The following is a 19548-nucleotide window of genomic DNA, read 5'->3' as shown; positions in this document are numbered from 1 at the left end:
ATTTTTACAATCTGTTGTGCGAATTAAGGTGTCACGCTAAACTCTGGCACAGGGCAGAGTGGTATCAGGCATGTCGAATTCCGTGACGAACGTTGAAATCGAAGACGTTTTGTCGTCTATCCGCCGGTTGGTGTCGGACGACGCAGCGCCGAAACGGGCGCCTGACGCGCAGTCGGATGACGACCGCGCGCAGCAGACGGGGCGTCTTGTACTGACACCTGCACAGCGCGTGATGGATGACATGCCTCAGGAAGAGGCCGCTGCCGAACCTCAGCCGATCCTTCTGACAGAGGCTTTCAAGCCTTCGGAAGACGTTGAGCATGGTGAACACCAGGCAGAAGATTCCGCCGACCAGGACGTCGCATATGATGACGAAGGGCAGGCGGACGAACCTGCTGAGGCCAGTGTTATCTCTGATATCATTCAAGAAGAATTGGCCGCCGCGTTAAGCGAGATCGATGCGCAGCGTGAGGTCGATTCCGACGAAGAAGACCGCAGCGAAGAGTTTGAAGACACCAGCGACTCGGACGAGTGGCTGGAGGACACAGCAGAAACCGAAGCTGCCGAGGTTCTGTTTGAAAACGTCGCGGACGATTCTGCCGAAGAGGAAACCGAGACCGAGGCCAAGCTTGATGACGCTTGGGAAGACGACGAACCGCAAGACGAAGTTTCCATCGAGGATGTTTTGAATGCGCTGCCGTCTCAGGACACCTCTGAGCCAGAGCATGAAGCGGACGTCACTCCAGAAGACGTCGAGCGCGCGCAAAGCCTTGAGGAAAAAATCGCCGAGTTGGAGGCGATGGTATCGTCCCGCGATTCTGAATGGGCGACCGACATAGAAGACGAAGGCGAAAACGCCGCCTATGAGCGCCAGTTTGGCGAGTCATTGCCATGGGAAGATGCATCGTTCTCTTCGCGTCCCATGGCGGCCTTTGAGAATGCCTCGGTAGAAGAGGCGGCAGCAATGTCTGCCGAACCTATGCCAAAGCCGGAGGCGGAACAGGTGGCTGAGGCCGACGGGCCCTCAGACCCCGAAATGGGCGCGTACATTGACGAAGAGATGTTGCGCAGCATGGTGACGGAAATCGTTCGGCAAGAGCTTCAGGGCAAGCTGGGTGAGCGCATCACGCGAAGTGTCCGCAAGCTTGTGCGTCAGGAAATCCACCGCGCTCTGATGAGCCAGGAATTCGAATAAGTTTTCAAAAATTGTAGCGAAAACGAAAAAGCGCGCCCCGATGGGCGCGCTCAAGTGTTTTGGTCGTCTAGGTTAGACAGGGATTTAGGCAGCTTCGGCTTGCTGAGCCGCGTTGCGACGTTCGCTTTCCTCGCGCGACAGCGCAACAGAAGTACGAACACCTTTGGAAACGAATTCCATAAGGCCGCTCACAACACGTTCATTCGGGTCGATGCCCGCGCAAGTCAGCACTTCACGACCGTCACGCGAACGCGCCCAACGCGCGATCTGTTCAGGGCCGTTTCCATACTTCTTGTCGTCGGCAATTGCATCGTCCAGAGCCGCGAGAACCACAGCCGCAAAAAGCTTGCGTGCGCGGTTGCCCTGTTCTGCGTTGAAGGCCGTTCCATCAACGAAATCTCGCATGTTTCGTCCTTTGATTATTGGTCTTGTGTTTTTCGGCGTAAGGGGGCTTATGACCTATTCGGTTTGATTCTGATAGCCTCAAAATGCATACCTGATCTGCAAATAGCGCATAGCTTGCCGCCAGTCATAACCCCATATGCTTTGCTTGCAGCGTTGCTACCGACCAGATATAGGAACGATCAAACTTTCTTCAACCTTTCGACAAGGTTTAAACAAATGGCAAAAATCAACGGTAACGAGATCCGCCCGGGCAACGTTCTTGAACACAATGACGGTCTGTGGGCAGCGGTAAAGGTCGACCACGTGAAACCCGGAAAAGGTGGGGCTTTTGCGCAGGTTGAGATGAAAAACCTCCGCAACGGATCCAAGCTGAACGAACGTTTCCGGTCGGCTGACAAGGTCGAGCGCGTCCGTCTTGAACAGAAGGACATGCAGTTCCTTTTCGAGACAGACGGCCAGCTGACTTTCATGGATACAGAGACCTACGATCAGGTCGAACTGCCGGCAGATATCCTTGGCGATCGTCGCCCGTTCCTGCAGGACGGCATGACAATTGTCGTAGAATTTTACGAAGAAGAAGCGCTGAACGCGACGCTTCCGCAGAAAGTAACCTGCACCGTGGTCGAAACAGAGCCGGTCGTTAAGGGCCAGACAGCGGCAAACAGCTACAAGCCTGCTGTCCTCGACAACGGGATTCGCATCACCGTTCCGCCGTTCATCGCGCAGGACGAAGCGATCATCGTGAACACAGAAACCATGGAATATTCCGAGCGCGCCTAACCGGGGTTCGCGCGCATATCCCCCATTGCTGGGGGCATGCGCATTGCAATCAAAAGCCTCTGGCGCAAGTCAGAGGCTTTTTTAATGAAACAGACCTGTGTTGATATCGCCGAAGAGGCGGACCTTTCGGCAATAGCTGCCATGCTTGCCGCATTGAACGACCTGCATGCACGGCAGATGCCTTCCAGATTTCGTAGCGATGTGGCTGTCGCCGATCTAGAGGGCTTGCTGCGGGACAAACTCGCGGCAGGCGCGCAGGCGGTCGTCTACCGGACAGAGGGTGTCGCGCGGGCGTATCTTTTGTGGCTTGTCGACGGCCGGCCTGGCGATGTTTTGCGCCATCCGAGAAAAGTTGCGACTTTGGACCAAATCTATGTTGATCCGATTTGTCGCCGTCGTGGTGTAGCACGGCGCATGATCCGGTTTTTTGAAATGCAGGCACAGTTGGCTGGTTGTTCGGAATGGGTGGCAACCCACTACGCATTCAACAATGCATCCCAAAGCCTGTTGCAAGGCGCTGGGGCCGCGTCTGATTTCCATAGGCTGACCAAACAGCTGTAGGATCAGGAGTTGCCCAGCTTAACTGTCGCCTCACCAGCTTTCATGTCGCCTGTGGCGCGGTCAAAGCGGAGGTAGGCGATGCCGACGCCATTCGTGTTGGTGTAAAGCGTTCCGACCGGCTTGCCGTCTGCTTCGATTGCGGTTCCGGGCTCGGCGCTGCCGCCAACCTGCACCTGCGCCAGACCTTTTTTCAGCTCGGTCTTGTGCTTCATCCGGGCGGTGACTTCTTGCCCCACGTAACAGCCTTTGCGGAAATCGACACCGTTCAGCCGTTCAAAGCCCGCTTCCAGAATGTAGGTCTCCGGCGTCAGTTCGATGCCGGTTTCCGGAACGGTACCCGCCACGCGCAAAGCATCCCATTCGACATCTGTATCGCTGGGACGGCCATCATAGGCCCGCCATCCCAACGTGGGGTCGCGCGGGTCGGAAAACGCGCCGTCGGTTGCGTCACCCAAACCGCGTGCGACGGTGATATCGGTGCGCTCAACCGTCACTTTCGACCGCAGTTTGTACATAGTCAGCGCGCGCTGCAGATCATCGGCATTGGCGCTGGCCACATCCATCAGCACATCATCACCGTCAGGCACCATGAAGAAGTCGCTGCGCAATTTCCCCTGAGGTGTCAGAAGCGCGGCATAGACCATGCCCTGATCCAGCTTGGCGACATCGTTGGTCACCAAGCCTTGCAAGAAATCCCTGACATCTTCGCCGGACAAACGGAAAACAGTTCTGTTCAGGGACATCGTGACCTCGTTCGAAATTCTCTTGGGTTTTATATCGGGCTGTGCGGTGCCTAAGGCAAGGGCGCTTAGCCCTGAGACATTTGCAGCTTGTGCAGTTCGGCATACACGCCGCCGCGGGCCAACAGTTCATCATGGGTGCCTTCATCGACGACCACGCCCTGATCCATCACCACAATCTTTTGGGCGTTCTTGATGGTCGCCAGACGGTGCGCTATGACAAGCGTTGTGCGGCCCTCTGACAGACGATCCAGCGCTTCCTGCACCACGGCTTCGGACTGTGCGTCGAGGGCCGAGGTGGCTTCGTCAAGCAGAAGGATAGGGGTATCGCGGAGCAGTGCGCGGGCAATCGCCACGCGCTGGCGTTGACCGCCAGACAGGGCCGAGCCGCGGGGCCCGACCTCGGTCTCGAGGCCATCTGACAGACGCGGAATAAAGTCGCTGACGTGTGCTGCGTCCAGAACGGCTTGCAATTGCTCGTCTGACACGTCCTTGCGGCCCAGCAGAATGTTTTCCCGCAGGGTTTCGTCAAACAGCATCGCATCTTGCGTAACGACCGAAATCAGCTTGCGCAGATCGCCGCTGGTAAAGTCCATTGTCGGGGTGCCGTCGATGGTCACACTGCCATCGGTCGGGTCGATCAAACGGGTCAACAGGTTGAAAACTGTGGACTTGCCCGCGCCGGAGGATCCGACAAGCGCGGTCACCTTGCCGGCTTCGGCTGTGAAGTTCGCGCCTTTCAGAACGGGCATGTCGCCGTACTGTGCCTGTGCGTCTGTCAGGACAACAGTGGGCGAGGCTTTGGGCAATGCAGCAGGCGTCGTGGGCTCAATCAGGGCTGTCTGCATATCCAGCAGCTCCTTGATCCGTTCCAGACCGGCCGAGGCGACTTGAAGGATGCCAGACACGGCCCCCAGACGGCGCAGTGGTTCAAACGCAAGGCCGATGGCGGTGAAGAAAGCCATGAAGTCACCGACAGTCTTTTCGCCGCCAATGATTTCGTTCGCGCCGTAAAACAGAACCAGCATAAAGCCGACGCCCGACATGATATCGATCAGTCCCGGAATGGCGGCTTGGCCGGCGATGGACCGGACTTCGGTTTTGACAAAACGGTCCACCAGCTTGCCGTATTGCTTGGACTGGTAGCCTTCCAAGCGGTTCAGCTTGACGGGAATGATGCCGGAAAAGATTTCGTTCAGACGCGCCGAGACGTTTGCGTTGATATCCCGCGCCGCGCGGGACGTGCTGCGCACGTGACGTTGTAGGAAAAGGGCAGGTAGAACCAAAAGTGGTGCGCCGATCAGGGCAACCACGGTCCATTTCCAATCAATCAGAAACGCCACGCCGAACAGTGAAATCAGGGCGACGATATCGCGCCCCGCGCCGGTGATGATCGACCGCCAGACCTTGTTGACGGAATCCACGTCGCCATTCACGCGCTGCATCAGGTAACCGGGGCCGTAGTCCACATGGAAACTGATATCCAGCGTCATCAAATGGGCGACCAGATCCTTGCGCAGATGGGCGACGCTGAGTTGGGATACCTTGGCCAGAACGACCTTTTGCACGACGCTGGCAATGGCACGGATGGCAAAGATAGCAAAGAACGCAAGGCCGATCCATTTGATCAGCTCTGTTTCGCCGCCCACAAAAACGCGGTCGAACATCGGCTTCATCATATAGCTGAGCGCACCGAACATGCCGCCTTCGATGGCCATAAAGATTAGGGCAAGGATCAGCAGGGGCCAATGATGTGAAAGATAAGACTTCCACAGCCACAGCATCAGGTCCCACCGCTCTTTCGCGGTCGTGTCGGGCGCCTTGCCGATGTGCTCTCGTTTCTTCATGCCGCGTCTGTCATTAGCTGCTTGGCAAGTTGGGCGGGTTTGATCTTTTCGTCAAATCCCTTCTGCAACTGTTTGCCGACGTATTCGCGGCGGATCCAATCCTCGAAGCCGATCTGATTAAGGTTTAGGCGCGCCTCATAAACATCTAGAATATAATCCTGAATTCCCGTCGCGGTCTGCTTCAGGTGGATATATCGCAGGCCCAATTGCTTGCGCGCTTCATCGACCGTGGCATCTTCGAACACCAGTTTGTACACGGCCCCCATCAGGCCCGTACGATCCGCCCCGGATTTGCAGTGAAAAATCAATGGCTTTTCTGATGTTCTTATCGCATCGATCGCTTCAAGAATGCGCGCTTTCTTGGTCGCCATGCGCGCCCACATCTTGATATCGATCAGCTTCATGCCCAACCGGTCGCAGGTCTCTTTTTCAAAGAGGTAGTATGAGTATTTGTCTTCACCGCGCAGGTTGATGATCGTTTTCACGCCCATCTCGGCATAGGTTTCGAACCGGCCAGTCGTAGGTTGGTTCGAGCGGTAAATGCCTGGCCCGATCTCGTCGAAATTGGTCCAGAAACTGCGAAGAAAGGCGTGGTCGAAGACGTGATAGTGCAGCTTGGCCCAACGGCGTCCCGACTTGCTTTCGATATCCATGCCGAAAGACCGGCGCAGGCGCCGTTCAGCATCGTCGAGTTTTGACCAAAGTTTGCCAATCATGCAGGATATCCCGAAATCTTTCGCGCGGTTTAATGTGGAAAGCGGTTGGGGAAAACCGTTTTCGCAAAAAGACGTTGCGCTGTGTGCTTTGTCGCCTTGCAGCGATTGACCTCGGAAACGATCCGGATAGTGTTTGATCAAATTACGTCAGGCCCGTCTGGGCCTTCCCGGAGAACTGCTATGTCCCTTGCGTCTGGTCGCACATATTTGGCCATTCCTGGCCCGTCCGTCATGCCTGATGCGGTGCTTCAGGCAATGCACCAGCCCGCCCCGAATATCTACGAAGGTGATCTGGTTAAGATGGTAGATGGGATCATTCCCGATTTGCGCAAGGTCGCGCGGACCGATGGGCATGTCGCGATCTACATTTGCAACGGCCACGGCGCATGGGAAGCGGTGCTGTCGAACACAGTTGCTGCAGGGGAAAAGGTGTTGGTTCTGGCCACTGGGCGCTTTGGCCATGGTTGGGCGGATATGGCCGATGGGCTGGGGATCGAGCTTGAGGTCATCAATTTTGGCACCAAAGCGCCGGTCGACGCGAACCGCGTGTCAGAGGCGTTGGCGGCGGACACCGAGAAAAAGATCAAAGCCGTTCTTATGGTCCACGTGGATACCTCGTCGTCTGTCAGAAGCGAGGTGCCGCCGGTTCGCGCGGCCATTGATGCGGCTGACCATCCGGCATTGCTGATGGTGGATTGCATCGCATCGATGGGGTGTGATCGCTATGAAATGGACGCTTGGGGCGCGGATGTGACGATCACCGCGTCGCAAAAGGGCCTGATGACGCCTCCGGGCATCGCGTTCGCCTTCTTCAATGATCGCGCGGCCGAAGTGCGCAAGGCCATGCCGCGCGTCAGCCGCTATTGGGATTGGTCCGAACGCGCCAACCCCGAGATGTTCTATCAATATTTCGGCGGCACGGCCCCCACGCATCACCTGTTCGCGCTGCGCAAAGCGTTGGACATCATCCATGACGAGGGGATGGAAAACATCTGGAAGCGTCATGCGACACTGGCAAAGGCCGTTTGGACGGCTGTCGATGTCTGGGGCAGCGGTGGTCCGATGACGATGAACATCGCCGATCCGGCCAACCGCAGCCACGCGGTGACGGCGCTGCGCCTTGGCTTTCCGCATGGTGAACGTCTGCGGACATGGTGCGCCGAGAACGCAGGCGTGACGTTGGGAATCGGCCTTGGCATGTCGGAAGAGGGTGATCCCAAGGGGCACGGGTTTTTCCGCTTTGGTCACATGGGCCACGTCAACGCGCACATGATTTTGGGTCTGCTGGGGGTGGTCGAGGCCGGATTGAAGGCCTTGGATATTCCGCACAATGCAGGCGGCGTGGGCGCAGCGGCGGAATTTATTGCACAGGCAACGCTACCGTCGACGTGATGCGATCCAGTCGATTCCGCGGTTCAGGAACCAGCCTGCCGCGATGACGACAGGCAGGCCGTAAAGCGCCCAGATCACGCCGAATATCCACAGCAGGTTCAGCAGCCCCATCACAAGGGCCGCATTGGTGTAGTTCGGCGCTGATCCTTTACGGTGGTTGTGCATGCGCGACACCCGACTGTTTCAGAACAGTGTAGGCGGGAATCGCAACATGAGAAGGGGAAGGGCGTTATGCGCCCCTCACTTTTGCAAGAGCTTTCGGCAGTGCCTCTTCCAGCACGTCCAAATCGGCCTCGGTGCCGGCGCTGATCCGGATGCAGCGGTTTTGCGGCGCTTGGAACGGCATCCGCACAAAGACACCCAGTTCACCCAGTGCTTTGACCATTGCCACGGCAAAGGCCCCGTCCGATCCGCAATCGATGGTCACGAAGTTGGTGGCCGAGGGCAGGGCGGTTAGGCCATTGGCCTGCGCGATGGCGGCGATACGGTTCTTGGATCGGGCCACTTCGGATTGAACATGCGCCAGCCAGTCCTGATCTTGCAGGGCGGCCAATGCGCCATCTTGCGCGGCGCGGTTCATGCCAAAGTGGTTCCGGATCTTGTCGAAGTTCTTGATCAGATCAATGTGGCCGAACCCATAGCCCACGCGCGCACCGGCCATGCCGTAGGCCTTTGAAAACGTGCGGAAACGGATAACGCGTGGATCATCCAACGCGATATCGGGCGCGGTGCCTTCGGGGGCGAATTCGATGTATGCTTCGTCCAGACACAGAAGCGCACCGTCAGGGATGCGCTCCAGCGCGGCTTTGATCACGTCGCCGGAGTGCCAACTGCCCATGGGGTTATCGGGGTTGGCCAGATAGATCAGTTTGGCATCAACCTCGGCTGCCTTGTCCAGCAGGGCATCGATGTCTTCATGATCGTTCTTGAACGGCACTTTATGAAGCGCGCCACCAAAACCCACCACATGGTAGTTGAACGTCGGATAGGCACCATCCGAGGTAACAACCGCATCGCTCGGTTCGATCAACAGGCGGACGAGTTCACCCAGCAGCCCGTCGATGCCGCACCCTAGCACGATGTTGTCAGACGTGCCGCCGATCTGTTCTGCCAAGGCATTCTTCAGGGCGAAATTGGTGGAATCGGCGTATTTCCAGATGTCCTGGGCGGCCTGCGTCATCGCCTCGATCGCCTTGGGCGAGGGGCCGAAAACGCTTTCATTCGCGCCAAGTCTCGCGCGGAACGGTTTGCCCATGTCACGTTCCTGTACCTCGGGGCCAACAAAAGGCACGTTGGCAGGCAGGCTTTGGGCGAGTTTTGTGTATCTAGGTCCAGTCATGGCGCGACTTAAGCCTGAAATGAAGCCCATCGCAATGGGGCTGTTGGAGCCGGTGATTGCCCTTTTCCCCCTTGGTCATATCGCGCTATAGCGCCATCAGAGAAAGCCATACCTTGACCAGAGGGGGCGTAACCGCCACTTTCACGTCAAGCACAGCCAAATGTGTATTGGATAATAAAGGCAAGACATGGCCCGAGCACCTGCACCTTTCGCAGCCTATGAATGGCTGATCGCATGGCGATACCTGCGCGCAAAACGCGCGGATGGTGGCGTCAGCGTCATGACGTGGATCAGCCTGATTGGGATTACTCTGGCTGTCTTTGCCCTGATCGCCACCCTGGCCGTGCGCTCCGGTTTCCGTGCGGAATTCGTGGATACGATCCTTGGGTCCAACGCCCATGTCACCGTCTACACCGCTGGCGAAGTGAACGAACAGGGTCAAGTCCTGCGGACGATCACCGAATACGACACGATGGCCAGCAAGGTTGCCGATGTGCCGGGTGTGATCCGTGCGGCACCCTTGGTGAAAGGGCAGGTCATGGCATCGTCCCGTGGCCGAAATGCCGGTATCGAGGTTTTTGGCATTTCTGAAGCGGATATCCAGACGATCCCGCGCATCGCCAACCCTGAAACCGCTGTTGGATCGCTGGACCGGTTCAACGAAGGTATCGCCATTGGCTCTGGCGTTGCGCGCGAACTTGGGCTGGCGCTGGGCGATACGATCAAGCTGATCTCGCCCGATGGGGTGAAAACGGCCTTTGGCGTGTCGCCGCGGGTTAAGAATTATGAAGTCGTCTATATCTTTACCGCCGGTCGCTACGATATCGACCGCACGCGCGCCTACATGCCGTTTGGTGAAGCGCAGCTTTACTTCAACCGCGAAGGCGCGGCGGACGAGATCGAAGTGATGATCGACGATCCCGAAAACGTGGATCAGTTGACCCTGCCGATCCTGCGCGCTGCCGGTGCTTCGGCCATGGTTTGGACGTGGCGGGATGCATCGGGCGGGTTCCTTCGCGCGCTTGAGATCGAAGACAACGTGATGTTCGTGATCATGTCGGTACTGGTCCTGATCGCGGCGATGAACATCGTGTCGGGCCTGATCATGCTGGTGAAAAACAAAGGTCGCGATATCGGCATTTTGCGCACCATGGGCCTGACCGAAGGGGCAGTGTTGCGGGTGTTCTTTATCTGTGGCGCGGCCACAGGCATCATTGGCACAATTCTGGGCGTGATCCTTGGCTGCCTGTTTGCGATCTACATCGATCCGATTTTCTCGTTCGTGAACTACGTCGCGGGCGGCGGCGTTTGGGATCCTTCGGTGCGTGGCATCTATGAGTTGCCCGCGAAACTGAACCTGAGCGACGTCTTGTCCGCCATCTTCCTGTCGCTGGGACTGTCTTTTGTTGTCACGATTTTTCCGGCCCGACGGGCGGCCCGTATGAACCCGGTTGAGGCGCTGCGCTATGAATGATGTTGTGTTGCGGCTGAACAGCATTTCCAAGTGCTATAACAAAGGCCTGCCGAACGAGGTTCAGGTCCTTCACGATGTCGATCTGAGCGTCAAACGAGGTGAGGTCGTGGCCCTTGTGGCGCCGTCTGGCGCGGGGAAGTCCACGCTGCTGCATATCGCTGGCTTGCTAGACACACCCGATAGCGGCGAGGTCGATATCGCGGGCGAAGCGATGGTTGGCCAGTCTGACCGCCGCCGTACCATGGTACGGCGCGAAGAGGTGGGTTTCGTCTATCAATTCCATCATCTGCTGCCCGAATTCAGTGCCTTGGAAAACATCGTTTTGCCCCAGCTGGCCAACGGTGTTCCGTCGTCGCAAGCCTCCGAACGCGCGATGCAATTGCTCGATAGCGTAGGTATCGCGCACCGCGCGACCCATCGCCCCGGCGCTTTGTCAGGGGGGGAACAGCAGCGCGTTGCATTCTGCCGTGCGATGGCCAACCAGCCCAAGCTGCTCTTGGCGGATGAACCGACGGGTAACCTTGATCCCGAAACCTCTGACACGGTGTTCGAGGCGCTCTTGCGTCTTGTGCGTGACACTGGCCTGTCTGCGGTGATCGCGACGCATAACCTTGAACTGGCTGCGCGGATGGACAGGCAGGTGCGTCTTGATCAGGGCACGCTGACCGACGGGTAACAAACACCTCACGATGAATTTGGATGCCGATTGCCAAGCATCGGCTAACATCACCCAAAACGAGGTGATCCATGTTCCGTGCTCCGTTCCTTCCAGCTCTGTTGGCAATCTCATTGCTGCCGATCATGTCATCCGCTGCGCCGGTCAGTTTTGACGGCTCGTGGAAGCATCAGCGGTTTTCCCTGTTTTCGGCCAATTCCTACGGGTTCAACGGATCTTCGGTTTCGGTGAAATCCGATGGGGCGGTTTCGTTGGCATATCGGGCACTGGATCAACAGCTGTGGTCCGCAACGAACGCGCGATGGGCGTGGCAGGTGAATGCGGGCGTTCCCCCGACAGACCTTGCCCGAAAGGGCGGTGACGACCGAAACCTTGCGATCTACTTTGTGTTCCTGCCCAAAGCCCGCGCCGAGCAACTGAAAGGCGCCAAAGTGACCAAGCTCTTGCGCGAAGAAACGGCGCGCGTTCTGGTCTATGTCTGGGGCGGTGATAGCAGGCGTGGTCAGGTTCTGGCGTCACCTTATCTGGGCGCACGGGGTAAAACGGTTGTACTGCGCGGCGCAGGTACAGGTGCCTTCAACGAAGATGTCGATCTGGCCCGCGACTTCGGTCGTGCCTTCGGGGGTGCGCCCGAAGCGTTGGTCGGTCTGGCGATTTCCGGCGACAGTGACGACACCGACAGCCAGATTCAGGCGGTTATTTCCAACCTTCAGATCAATTAAGCGCGCTGGGTGATCCAGACGCCAACCGCCATTACCGCGATTCCCAACGCACGGGTCGTATCAAGCGGAGAGGGGCGCGCGCCGAATAGGCCGAAGTGATCGATTGCAGCGGCCGATGCCAGTTGACCTAACAGCACGAAGAACACGGCATTTCCAACACCCATGCTGGGCGCGATGTAGGTGATTGAAAGTACGTAGAAGGCAACGAAAAGCCCACCAGCAAACAGGTGCTTTGGGGCGTCGGCTGCGCGCAAAAGGGGCTGTGGCCCTGTGATCAGCACTGCAATCAATGTCACGCAGCTTGCCACACAAAACAGGATGAACGCTGCGGCGGCGGGCGATCCGATCCGTGAACCCAGCGCCGAATTCAATGCCGCAAGGATCGGAATGCCAAAACCGGCTGCCAACATTGTCATGACGTAATACGGCATCTGTGCCTCCTGCCCGTGTTGGAGGGCAGAGTGTCTTGGAAAGGGGCACCTGTCACGCGGTTTTCTGCGCGTTCTGCGTTGCATCGCGGCGATCTGGGCTGTGGCGTTTCTTTCCCTCTTGCTCTTGGCCTTGCCGCGGGCGAAACTTAGGCAAGTAAAAAGGAGGTCGGGGTATGCAGGTTTTCCATTCTTTGAAACGTGGTGCGATTGCAGCCGGAGCGCTTGCTTTGGTGGCGGGCTGCCAGATGGATGGAACGACAGGCGGGCCTTCGCACCGGATGCCCGATGCCAACGATGGCAAGGGCATCTACATGGAATATTGTTCTGCCTGTCATGGCGAAACAGGTATCGGCGACGGCCCGATGGCGCGCGCTATGTCCAAGCCGCCCAAGAATCTGACGCTGCTCAGTGTTCGCCACAATGACACCTTCCCGAAAGCCAAAGTGATGTCCATCGTGGACGGCTATGCGCGTTCGGATCTGTCCGGCCCCGGCATGCCGCAGTTCGGTGAACTGCTGGCGGGGGATCTGGTGCCCTTCGATTCCGGTGACGGGATCGCGACACCGACGCCGCGTCGTCTGGTTGCTCTGGTGGAATATCTGGAAAACATTCAGAAGCTGCGCTGACCGGCAGTCATCTTCTTGGGGGCGTACCAGTGAAGCATTGGGTTTTGGCAATTTGTGTCTTGGCGGGGGGCTGTACGCAGTTCCCCGAACTTGATGCATTGGAAACCCCTGGTATCGCCGATGCGGACTATCCAGCGCTTTTGCCGATCTCGGAATTGCTGACTACCGAGGCGCCCCGCGCGGTGCCGGAACTGCGGGACGCGATCCAGGGTCGGGTCGCAGCGCTCAGGGCGCGCGCCCAAAGATTGTCGGGTCCGGTGCTGGATGCACCCACAAGACGCAGGTTGGCCAAAGAAATCACGCTTCCCCAGTGATGCAGCTAAGTGGCGCAGTTGCAGACGCCAAGCGAAAGGGCTAATGGCCTGCGCAGTACAAATCTTCCCTCAGGAGCTGACATTATGACCCAACCACTGCGCTTAGGAATTGCTGGGCTGGGCACTGTTGGCGTGGGCGTTGTCAAAATCGTCCGCCAGAAGGCCGATCTTTTGTCCGCCCGTGTGGGCCGCGAGGTGCAGATCACTGCCGTTTCCGCACGAAGCCGCGACAAGGATCGGGGTGTTTCCCTGTCGGGTTATGCATGGGAAGACGACGCAGTCGCGCTGGCGCGTCGTGACGATGTGGATGTTTTCGTTGAGCTGATGGGCGGTTCCGAAGGCGCCGCGCGCGAGGCGACCGAAGCGGCACTGGCCGCAGGCAAGCACGTTGTCACCGCGAACAAGGCGCTTTTGGCGCATCACGGTCAGTCGCTGGCTGTTCTTGCAGAAGACAATAAAGCGCAGCTTCGGTTCGAGGCAGCGGTTGCCGGTGGTATTCCCGTGATCAAGGCCCTCACCGAAGGTCTGGCCGGGAACGAGATCAAACAGATCGTCGGCGTCATGAACGGCACCTGCAACTATATCCTGACACGTATGGAAAACGCGGGCCTGACCTATGATGAGGCCTTCGCCGAAGCGGATGGTCTGGGCTACCTCGAGGCTGATCCGGAGCTCGACGTGGGCGGTATCGATGCCGGCCACAAGCTGTCGATCCTTGCTGCGATTGCCTTTGGCACGCAGGTAAATTTCGACGCGGTCGAACTGGAAGGCATCGGTTGCGTGGCAATCGAAGACATCCGTCACGCCGCCGATATGGGCTATAAAATCAAGTTGCTTGGCGTGTCGCGCATGACCGGTCGCGGTCTGGAACAGCGTATGGCGCCGTGTCTGGTTCCGGCCTCGTCGCCCCTGGGCCAACTGGAAGGCGGCACGAATATGGTGGTGATCGATGGCGATCAGGTTGGGCAGATCGTTCTGCGCGGGGCAGGGGCCGGTGAAGGCCCGACTGCATCTGCGGTCATGGGCGATATCCTGGATATCGCCCGCGGTATCGATCTGCCCGTGTTCGGCCAGCCTGCAAACGAGCTGAAAAAAGCCAACGGCACGCAGGGCGCAACGCCTGCACCTTATTATTTGCGTATGCGTTTACTGGACAAACCGGGTGCGCTGGCAAAAATCGCGACCGCGCTGGGCGAGGCAGGGATTTCGATCCACCGGATGCGCCAGTACGATCACGACGGCGAAACAGCGCCCGTTCTGATCGTCACACACAAATGCACACGGTCCGATCTGAAAACGGCTTTGGGCGCTATGGAGGAAACCGGCGTTATGGTCGGCGATCCTGTTGCGCTGCGCATCGAAGAGGTCTGAGGCCACATCGCGCATCGCTGACTGGGGCCTGAAAGCCACGCATTTGTTGATTGCGCTACCATTTGTTGCCAGTTCGGATGCTGACGGGCTAGGACTGGGGCAAGCTAAAGTACGGGAACATATCCATGCCATCCACCGCTGATTTCAATGATCGTATGCTGTCTCTGGGCCTTGCCCGCGTATCCGAGGCCGCTGCGATCGCGTCTGCAAAACTGATCGGTCGTGGGGATGAAAAGGCCGCTGACCAAGCCGCAGTAAACGCTATGCGCACCCAGCTGAACATGCTGGATATCGCGGGTGTCGTGGTGATCGGCGAAGGCGAACGCGACGAAGCACCGATGCTGTACATCGGTGAAGAAGTTGGTACAGGCAAAGGTCCGGGCGTGGATATCGCGCTGGACCCGCTGGAAGGCACGACGCTGACAGCCAAGGATATGCCGAACGCGTTGACGGTGATCGCCATGGGCCCGCGCGGCTCCATGCTGCATGCACCTGACGTTTACATGGATAAGCTGGCCATCGGTCCGGGCTTTGACGAAGGTGTGGTCACTCTGGACATGACACCGGCCCAGCGGGTTGAGGCATTGGCAAAAGCCAAAGGATGCAAGTCCGAGGACATCACTGTCTGCATTCTGGAACGCCCCCGCCATGAAGATATGATTGCCGAAGTGCGTGGCACGGGTGCTGCGATCCGTCTGATCACAGACGGCGACGTCGCAGGCGTAATGCACGCGGCTGAGCCCGGCACCACCGGCATCGATATGTACATGGGCTCTGGCGGTGCACCCGAAGGTGTACTGGCGGCGTCTGCCCTGAAATGTATGGGTGGTCAGATCTATGGCCGTCTGATGTTCCGCAACGACGATGAACGTGGTCGCGCTGAAAAGGCGGGCATCACGGATTTCAACCGTGTTTATGCGCGCGATGACATGGTCACGGACCACGTTATCTTTGCTGCGACAGGCGTAACATCCGGTTCGCTGCTGCCCGGCATCAAACGCGAGGTCGGCTATCTGACCACGGAAACCATTCTAATGCGTTCGAAAACAGGTTCGGTCCGCCGCATGGTGTACCGCAACCCGACCAACTAAGGCATGGCTGCGCATCGGGCCTTACTGCTGATCGACATCCAGAAGGGGTTTGATACGCCCTTCTGGGGCGCGCGGAATAACCCCGATGCAGAAGAAAAAGCCGGCCAGCTGCTGAACGCTTGGCGGCAAGCAGGTGCTCCGATCATCCACATTCGCCACCTCAGCCGGAACGCGGGCAGCCCGCTGCATCCAAGCACAGGTAGTGGCGTAGATATCAAGGATGAGGTCACGCCGCTGGGCGGCGAAACGGTCTTCGAGAAATCCACAAACTCGGCCTTTATCGGTACGCCGTTAGAAGCCTACCTGCACGAACACGGGATTTCCGAAATGGTGATCTGCGGCCTGACCACGCCGCATTGCGTTTCTACAACGACCCGCATGGCGGCGAACCTCGGGTTTGGTGTGACCTTGGCCCACGACGCCTGCGCGTCTTTCGATGTCAGCGCGGACACAACTTGGGCTGATGGCCTTCAGAAACCATCCCCGCAGATGATCCACGAATTGGCGGTGTCCCATCTTCACGGTGAGTTCTGTACCGCACTTCCAACAGACTCAATTCTGGCAACATTCGCATGAGCTATCTGGGCGTTGAAAAATCCCTGAGTGGTCGTCGGTGGGTCGGCCCCGGTGTCGCAATCGAACGCCACGCCGAGGCGATTTTTCAGGCAACGCAACTTGCACTGCCCTTGTGCGCGACATTGGCGCGGCTTGGTGTGGCGGTGGAAGAGGTGGAAGAGTTTCTTGATCCGAAACTGCGTGACCTGCTGCCGGACCCGCGCAGCATCCGTGACATGGATAAGGCTGCCGCGCGTGTTTTGCAGGCGGTTGAACGCCGCGAGAAAATCGCGATCTTTGCAGACTATGACGTCGATGGCGGTACATCTGCTGCATTGCTGATCGACTGGCTTCGTCAGCTTGGTCTTCAATCGACTCTATATGTGCCGGACCGGATCGATGAGGGCTATGGCCCGAATGACGAGGCTATGGCCGATCTGGCCGCAAAGCATGACCTGATCATTTGTGTGGATTGCGGAACGCTGTCTCATGGCCCGATCGCTGCTGCGGTCGGTGCGGATGTGGTTGTTCTGGATCACCACCTTGGCGGAGAAACGTTGCCCGAATGTGTGGCGGTGGTGAACCCGAACCGTCAGGATGAAACCGGCGATCTGGCACATCTTTGTGCGGCCGCAGTTGTGTTCCTGATGCTGGTCGAATGCGGGCGCCTTTTGCGGGAAGCGGGTAAAAAAGGCCCCGACCTGATGGCGATGCTGGATCTGGTGGCTTTGGCGACGGTTGCGGATGTGGCCCCGTTGTGCGGTGTGAATCGCGCGCTGGTCCGTCAGGGCCTGAAAGTGATGGCACAGCGCAATCGCCCGGGTCTTGTGGCGTTGTCAGATGTCGGTCGCCTGGAATCACAGCCCAATTCCTATCATCTGGGTTTCGTCCTTGGCCCGCGCATCAATGCCGGTGGCCGGATCGGTCGTGCGGATCTGGGTGCACGTTTGCTGGCGGAAACCGATATTCACGCGGCCAAGGCGATGGCCGAACAACTGGATCATCTGAACACCGAGCGCCGCGAAGTCGAAGCATCCGTTCGTGCCGCGGCGCTGGCACAAGCGGAAGAGCGCGGTCTGGACGCACCTTTGGTTTGGGCCGCTGGCGAAGGCTGGCACCCCGGTGTTGTGGGGATCGTCGCATCGCGCCTGAAAGAACTGACCAACCGTCCCGCGATCGTCATCGGTTTAGACGGGGATGAAGGCAAAGGATCTGGCCGCTCCGTATCTGGCGTTGATCTGGGGGCTTCTATCCAGCGCCTCGCCTCTGAAGGTCTGCTGATCAAAGGCGGTGGGCACAAGATGGCCGCTGGTCTGACTGTTGCACGCGATCAACTGGAACCGGCGATGGCGCGGCTGGCCGAACTGTTGGCCAAGCAGGGCGCGGGCGAGGGCGGTGCAGCCGATTTGATTCTGGATGGCATGCTGATGCCCGGCGCGGCCAGCATCGAACTGCTGGAAAAGATCGAACAGGCAGGTCCGTTCGGCGCAGGTGCCCCTTCGCCACGCTATGTTTTTGCCGACATGATGATCCATTTCGCCAAGCGCGTCGGTGAGAGTCATCTGAAGATCAGCTTTGGCGACGGGCAGGGGCCGCGTATCGATGCCATCTGCTTTGGGGCGTTTGACGGCGATATGGGCCAAGCTTTGATGGATCATAAAGGCGCCCGCTTCCATTTGGCGGGGCGTCTGGAGCTGAACGAATGGGGTGGTCGGCGCAGTGTGCAACTGCGTCTGGAAGATGCCGCACCTGTTTAAAACAATTTCTTAAATTTACCTCTTGCGCAGGCGAACGGGTTTTTCTAAACACCGCCTCACGCCAAGCGTGGCCCGTTCGTCTATCGGTTAGGACGCCAGGTTTTCAACCTGGAAAGAGGGGTTCGATTCCCCTACGGGCTGCCACTTCCCGACAATGTTGGTTTCAGGAAGATGGTTAAAGCGCGACGGCTGGATGCGATGATGTCTTTCGTGTTCAGGAACAGTTTCTGACTTGTGCCTGTCTGACGATTGACCTAATCACCGCAACATCAAGAGTGGCCCGTTCGTCTATCGGTTAGGACGCCAGGTTTTCAACCTGGAAAGAGGGGTTCGATTCCCCTACGGGCTGCCACTTCTTTCCAAAGCTTACACAGAGACATCCGCGTCTGTTTCGGGCAGGCCGATGCGCTGCGACAGCCAGTCACTGATCTTACCATCCACAAAGATCTCTGCGGGCGGGGTGATGACCTTGTCTGAAGCAATCCAGTCCAATGCGATTCCGTGCACCATCATATGGCGTGAGTAATTGGTCCAAGGGTTCATCTTGGGGGTGCTTGTCGCGGGAAACCACTGAGCAGGGTCGTGGTACGTGAACACGGCCCACGGTGGAATCATCACATAGTCATAGACCCGGCAGTTTTCGCGCGCCTGTTCGGTAAAGGCCGCAACAGCAGAAGAGGGCATCGCATTCTTCACGGGTTCTTGAAGAGTGCAGAACATCATCATCACGTCGATCGGAGTTCTGTCGGCTATAAAGGCTGCCCCGGCCCGCTTTTCTAATGCCGCCTTCTTGGTGATGATATCCACGTGTGCATGCAACATCGCCATTGGGGACTTTGCTGACTTCCGCGCATTCGTGAAAGCAAGAAAGCCTTCCTGTATCATTGGAAGCTTCAAGTCTTTTGCGATCTGGCGTGCTGCGGTAGTCTTTCCGCAATTCGACGCGCCCGAGATTCCGATCTTCATGTCATGGCCCCCACCAAAAAGGGGGAAGGCTGCTAGGTTGACCGCACGCGTTCGGTCCCGTTTTAATGATCGGACCGGTCACTGGCTGACGCGCGGTTCTTAGAACCTGCATTCCCCTATAGGCCGGTATCAGGACAAAGCCCTACTCCGACGCATTCGTATTCAGACATGTAAAAGATGTTTTGACCAGATGGGTCGGAGAATGCTGGCTTTGGATTTGAAGATTTGTCCCACGAATGGGCGATTCCGCCGGAATCACGTTGCCTGAATCGCCGAGATGGTCGGTGAGGATGATTTTTCGTGGAAAAAACGAGTCGTGAATCGTGCCGGATTCCCGCCGAAAAGGCCCCCGACAGCCCCGCTTCGGTAAATCCCTACCCAGTAGTTGGTAAACGAGCCAAAGCTTTACATAACGTCTATGCCAACCAACACGGGGCAGGGGACAGACGTGAAAAATGCCTGCAAGCAAAAAGCCCTTATTTTTATGACGCTTTCACAGTCTGCTCAGAAAAAGATCAAAAAAAATCGAAAAACCTGAATTTTCCACTTGCGGGTATTTGTGGTGTTACGTAAAAGCCCCCTCACCGGCG

Annotated in this window: 22 protein-coding genes and 2 tRNA genes; 16 read left to right on the top strand and 8 right to left on the bottom strand. The window is 57.8% G+C overall.

All coding sequences use genetic code 11. The annotated features are described in order from the left end of the window. Window positions 1–70: 70 nt before the first annotated feature. Complete coding sequence (locus AC4FIA_RS04180) at window positions 71–1195, top strand: hypothetical protein (protein WP_490364836.1); 1125 nt, start codon at window positions 71–73, stop codon at window positions 1193–1195. Between the two features lie 84 nt (window positions 1196–1279). On the opposite strand, the gene AC4FIA_RS04175 is transcribed toward AC4FIA_RS04180, so the two are convergent. Next, the gene (locus AC4FIA_RS04175; protein ID WP_103908457.1) at window positions 1280–1600 is read right to left on the bottom strand and encodes a DUF6280 family protein; all 321 of its coding nucleotides are present in this window, start codon (window positions 1598–1600) and stop codon (window positions 1280–1282) included. A 216-nt stretch (window positions 1601–1816) separates the two neighbouring features. Between AC4FIA_RS04175 and efp the strand changes: the two genes are divergently transcribed. After that, window positions 1817–2380: an elongation factor P gene (efp, locus tag AC4FIA_RS04170; protein WP_103908456.1), complete on the top strand. Its 564-nt coding sequence runs from the start codon at window positions 1817–1819 to the stop codon at window positions 2378–2380. Between the two features lie 84 nt (window positions 2381–2464). Next, the gene (locus tag AC4FIA_RS04165) at window positions 2465–2941 is read left to right on the top strand and encodes a GNAT family N-acetyltransferase (RefSeq protein ID WP_490364835.1); all 477 of its coding nucleotides are present in this window, start codon (window positions 2465–2467) and stop codon (window positions 2939–2941) included. Between the two features lie 2 nt (window positions 2942–2943). On the opposite strand, the gene ygfZ is transcribed toward AC4FIA_RS04165, so the two are convergent. The 3 genes from ygfZ to AC4FIA_RS04150 form a co-directional block, all read right to left on the bottom strand. Then, window positions 2944–3684: a CAF17-like 4Fe-4S cluster assembly/insertion protein YgfZ gene (gene ygfZ / locus AC4FIA_RS04160; protein WP_490364834.1), complete on the bottom strand. Its 741-nt coding sequence runs from the start codon at window positions 3682–3684 to the stop codon at window positions 2944–2946. A gap of 65 nt (window positions 3685–3749) precedes the next feature. Further along, entirely contained in the window at window positions 3750–5528 is a 1779-nt protein-coding gene (locus AC4FIA_RS04155; RefSeq protein WP_490364833.1) for an ABC transporter ATP-binding protein, read from the bottom strand. Then, window positions 5525–6244 (bottom strand): fused DSP-PTPase phosphatase/NAD kinase-like protein, encoded by a 720-nt coding sequence (locus tag AC4FIA_RS04150; protein ID WP_490364832.1) that lies wholly within the window; start codon window positions 6242–6244, stop codon window positions 5525–5527. Before AC4FIA_RS04150 ends, AC4FIA_RS04155 begins: the two co-directional genes overlap by 4 nt. 180 nt (window positions 6245–6424) lie before the next feature. Between AC4FIA_RS04150 and AC4FIA_RS04145 the strand changes: the two genes are divergently transcribed. Beyond that, the gene (locus tag AC4FIA_RS04145; protein WP_490364831.1) at window positions 6425–7636 is read left to right on the top strand and encodes a pyridoxal-phosphate-dependent aminotransferase family protein; all 1212 of its coding nucleotides are present in this window, start codon (window positions 6425–6427) and stop codon (window positions 7634–7636) included. Here AC4FIA_RS04145 and AC4FIA_RS04140 read toward each other — a convergent pair. Together AC4FIA_RS04140 and AC4FIA_RS04135 are read right to left on the bottom strand one after the other, a co-directional pair. Continuing rightward, on the bottom strand, window positions 7622–7801 hold the full coding sequence (locus AC4FIA_RS04140) for a hypothetical protein (RefSeq protein ID WP_490364830.1): 180 nt from the start codon (window positions 7799–7801) through the stop codon (window positions 7622–7624). The genes AC4FIA_RS04145 and AC4FIA_RS04140 overlap by 15 nt on opposite strands. Before the next feature lie 64 nt (window positions 7802–7865). After that, complete coding sequence (locus AC4FIA_RS04135; RefSeq protein ID WP_490364829.1) at window positions 7866–8975, bottom strand: pyridoxal phosphate-dependent aminotransferase; 1110 nt, start codon at window positions 8973–8975, stop codon at window positions 7866–7868. A gap of 187 nt (window positions 8976–9162) precedes the next feature. Here AC4FIA_RS04135 and AC4FIA_RS04130 point away from each other — a divergent pair, with 187 nt between their 5' ends. The 3 genes from AC4FIA_RS04130 (at window position 9163) to AC4FIA_RS04120 (ending at window position 11847) form a co-directional block, all read left to right on the top strand. Beyond that, window positions 9163–10449, top strand: a complete 1287-nt coding sequence (locus AC4FIA_RS04130) for a lipoprotein-releasing ABC transporter permease subunit (RefSeq protein WP_490364828.1) — start codon at window positions 9163–9165, stop codon at window positions 10447–10449. Beyond that, window positions 10442–11125 carry an ABC transporter ATP-binding protein gene (locus AC4FIA_RS04125; RefSeq protein WP_490364827.1) on the top strand — a complete coding sequence of 228 codons (684 nt, stop codon included), beginning with the start codon at window positions 10442–10444 and terminating at the stop codon, window positions 11123–11125. The genes AC4FIA_RS04130 and AC4FIA_RS04125 overlap by 8 nt, the downstream gene beginning before the upstream one ends. Window positions 11126–11196: 71 nt before the next feature. Beyond that, window positions 11197–11847, top strand: a complete 651-nt coding sequence (locus AC4FIA_RS04120; RefSeq protein ID WP_490364826.1) for a DUF3047 domain-containing protein — start codon at window positions 11197–11199, stop codon at window positions 11845–11847. Here the strand turns inward: AC4FIA_RS04120 and AC4FIA_RS04115 are convergent. Then, entirely contained in the window at window positions 11844–12278 is a 435-nt protein-coding gene (locus AC4FIA_RS04115) for a DMT family transporter (protein WP_490364825.1), read from the bottom strand. The two genes, AC4FIA_RS04120 and AC4FIA_RS04115, sit on opposite strands and share 4 nt — an antisense overlap. Window positions 12279–12451: 173 nt before the next feature. Here AC4FIA_RS04115 and AC4FIA_RS04110 point away from each other — a divergent pair, with 173 nt between their 5' ends. The 8 genes from AC4FIA_RS04110 to AC4FIA_RS04075 all read left to right on the top strand — a co-directional run bounded on the left by AC4FIA_RS04110 (window position 12452) and on the right by AC4FIA_RS04075 (window position 18344). Further along, window positions 12452–12904, top strand: a complete 453-nt coding sequence (locus tag AC4FIA_RS04110; protein WP_327345568.1) for a c-type cytochrome — start codon at window positions 12452–12454, stop codon at window positions 12902–12904. A gap of 29 nt (window positions 12905–12933) precedes the next feature. Further along, window positions 12934–13218, top strand: coding sequence for a hypothetical protein (locus AC4FIA_RS04105; protein WP_488049682.1), 285 nt, complete (start codon window positions 12934–12936; stop codon window positions 13216–13218). 84 nt (window positions 13219–13302) lie between these two features. Beyond that, window positions 13303–14589, top strand: coding sequence for a homoserine dehydrogenase (locus tag AC4FIA_RS04100; RefSeq protein ID WP_490364824.1), 1287 nt, complete (start codon window positions 13303–13305; stop codon window positions 14587–14589). 125 nt (window positions 14590–14714) lie between these two features. Further along, on the top strand, window positions 14715–15680 hold the full coding sequence (gene glpX, locus AC4FIA_RS04095) for a class II fructose-bisphosphatase (protein ID WP_103908444.1): 966 nt from the start codon (window positions 14715–14717) through the stop codon (window positions 15678–15680). A gap of 3 nt (window positions 15681–15683) precedes the next feature. After that, window positions 15684–16256: a cysteine hydrolase family protein gene (locus AC4FIA_RS04090; protein ID WP_490364823.1), complete on the top strand. Its 573-nt coding sequence runs from the start codon at window positions 15684–15686 to the stop codon at window positions 16254–16256. Then, window positions 16253–17992 carry a single-stranded-DNA-specific exonuclease RecJ gene (recJ, locus tag AC4FIA_RS04085; RefSeq protein ID WP_490364822.1) on the top strand — a complete coding sequence of 580 codons (1740 nt, stop codon included), beginning with the start codon at window positions 16253–16255 and terminating at the stop codon, window positions 17990–17992. Before AC4FIA_RS04090 ends, recJ begins: the two co-directional genes overlap by 4 nt. A 69-nt stretch (window positions 17993–18061) precedes the next feature. Next, window positions 18062–18136: transfer RNA gene (locus AC4FIA_RS04080), tRNA-Glu, on the top strand. Window positions 18137–18269: 133 nt separating this feature from the next. Then, window positions 18270–18344 (top strand) — tRNA-Glu (locus tag AC4FIA_RS04075). 14 nt (window positions 18345–18358) lie between these two features. Here the strand turns inward: AC4FIA_RS04075 and AC4FIA_RS04070 are convergent. Continuing rightward, window positions 18359–18958: a DEAD/DEAH box helicase family protein gene (locus AC4FIA_RS04070; protein WP_490364821.1), complete on the bottom strand. Its 600-nt coding sequence runs from the start codon at window positions 18956–18958 to the stop codon at window positions 18359–18361. A 300-nt stretch (window positions 18959–19258) separates the two neighbouring features. On the opposite strand from AC4FIA_RS04070, the gene AC4FIA_RS04065 reads away from it, so the two are divergent. Continuing rightward, window positions 19259–19531, top strand: a complete 273-nt coding sequence (locus tag AC4FIA_RS04065; RefSeq protein ID WP_490364820.1) for a hypothetical protein — start codon at window positions 19259–19261, stop codon at window positions 19529–19531. The last annotated feature ends 17 nt before the right edge of the window (window positions 19532–19548 follow it).

This window comes from Thalassococcus sp. (assembly GCF_982780845.1).
This window is presented reverse-complemented; position numbering and strand designations above follow the sequence as displayed.

What these genes read in the sequence shown, in the direction of transcription:
- AC4FIA_RS04175 (WP_103908457.1), bottom strand. Translation starts at nt 1,600, where the DNA reads ATGCGAGATTTCGTTGATGGAACGGCCTTCAACGCAGAACAGGGCAAC.
- AC4FIA_RS04145 (WP_490364831.1), top strand. Translation starts at nt 6,425, where the DNA reads ATGTCCCTTGCGTCTGGTCGCACATATTTGGCCATTCCTGGCCCGTCC.
- AC4FIA_RS04155 (WP_490364833.1), bottom strand. Translation starts at nt 5,528, where the DNA reads ATGAAGAAACGAGAGCACATCGGCAAGGCGCCCGACACGACCGCGAAA.
- glpX (WP_103908444.1), top strand. Translation starts at nt 14,715, where the DNA reads ATGCCATCCACCGCTGATTTCAATGATCGTATGCTGTCTCTGGGCCTT.
- AC4FIA_RS04115 (WP_490364825.1), bottom strand. Translation starts at nt 12,278, where the DNA reads ATGCCGTATTACGTCATGACAATGTTGGCAGCCGGTTTTGGCATTCCG.
- AC4FIA_RS04130 (WP_490364828.1), top strand. Translation starts at nt 9,163, where the DNA reads ATGGCCCGAGCACCTGCACCTTTCGCAGCCTATGAATGGCTGATCGCA.
- AC4FIA_RS04100 (WP_490364824.1), top strand. Translation starts at nt 13,303, where the DNA reads ATGACCCAACCACTGCGCTTAGGAATTGCTGGGCTGGGCACTGTTGGC.
- efp (WP_103908456.1), top strand. Translation starts at nt 1,817, where the DNA reads ATGGCAAAAATCAACGGTAACGAGATCCGCCCGGGCAACGTTCTTGAA.
- AC4FIA_RS04180 (WP_490364836.1), top strand. Translation starts at nt 71, where the DNA reads ATGTCGAATTCCGTGACGAACGTTGAAATCGAAGACGTTTTGTCGTCT.
- AC4FIA_RS04150 (WP_490364832.1), bottom strand. Translation starts at nt 6,244, where the DNA reads ATGATTGGCAAACTTTGGTCAAAACTCGACGATGCTGAACGGCGCCTG.
- AC4FIA_RS04070 (WP_490364821.1), bottom strand. Translation starts at nt 18,958, where the DNA reads ATGAAGATCGGAATCTCGGGCGCGTCGAATTGCGGAAAGACTACCGCA.
- AC4FIA_RS04140 (WP_490364830.1), bottom strand. Translation starts at nt 7,801, where the DNA reads ATGCACAACCACCGTAAAGGATCAGCGCCGAACTACACCAATGCGGCC.
- AC4FIA_RS04135 (WP_490364829.1), bottom strand. Translation starts at nt 8,975, where the DNA reads ATGACTGGACCTAGATACACAAAACTCGCCCAAAGCCTGCCTGCCAAC.
- AC4FIA_RS04110 (WP_327345568.1), top strand. Translation starts at nt 12,452, where the DNA reads ATGCAGGTTTTCCATTCTTTGAAACGTGGTGCGATTGCAGCCGGAGCG.
- ygfZ (WP_490364834.1), bottom strand. Translation starts at nt 3,684, where the DNA reads ATGTCCCTGAACAGAACTGTTTTCCGTTTGTCCGGCGAAGATGTCAGG.
- recJ (WP_490364822.1), top strand. Translation starts at nt 16,253, where the DNA reads ATGAGCTATCTGGGCGTTGAAAAATCCCTGAGTGGTCGTCGGTGGGTC.
- AC4FIA_RS04165 (WP_490364835.1), top strand. Translation starts at nt 2,465, where the DNA reads ATGAAACAGACCTGTGTTGATATCGCCGAAGAGGCGGACCTTTCGGCA.
- AC4FIA_RS04125 (WP_490364827.1), top strand. Translation starts at nt 10,442, where the DNA reads ATGAATGATGTTGTGTTGCGGCTGAACAGCATTTCCAAGTGCTATAAC.
- AC4FIA_RS04090 (WP_490364823.1), top strand. Translation starts at nt 15,684, where the DNA reads ATGGCTGCGCATCGGGCCTTACTGCTGATCGACATCCAGAAGGGGTTT.
- AC4FIA_RS04120 (WP_490364826.1), top strand. Translation starts at nt 11,197, where the DNA reads ATGTTCCGTGCTCCGTTCCTTCCAGCTCTGTTGGCAATCTCATTGCTG.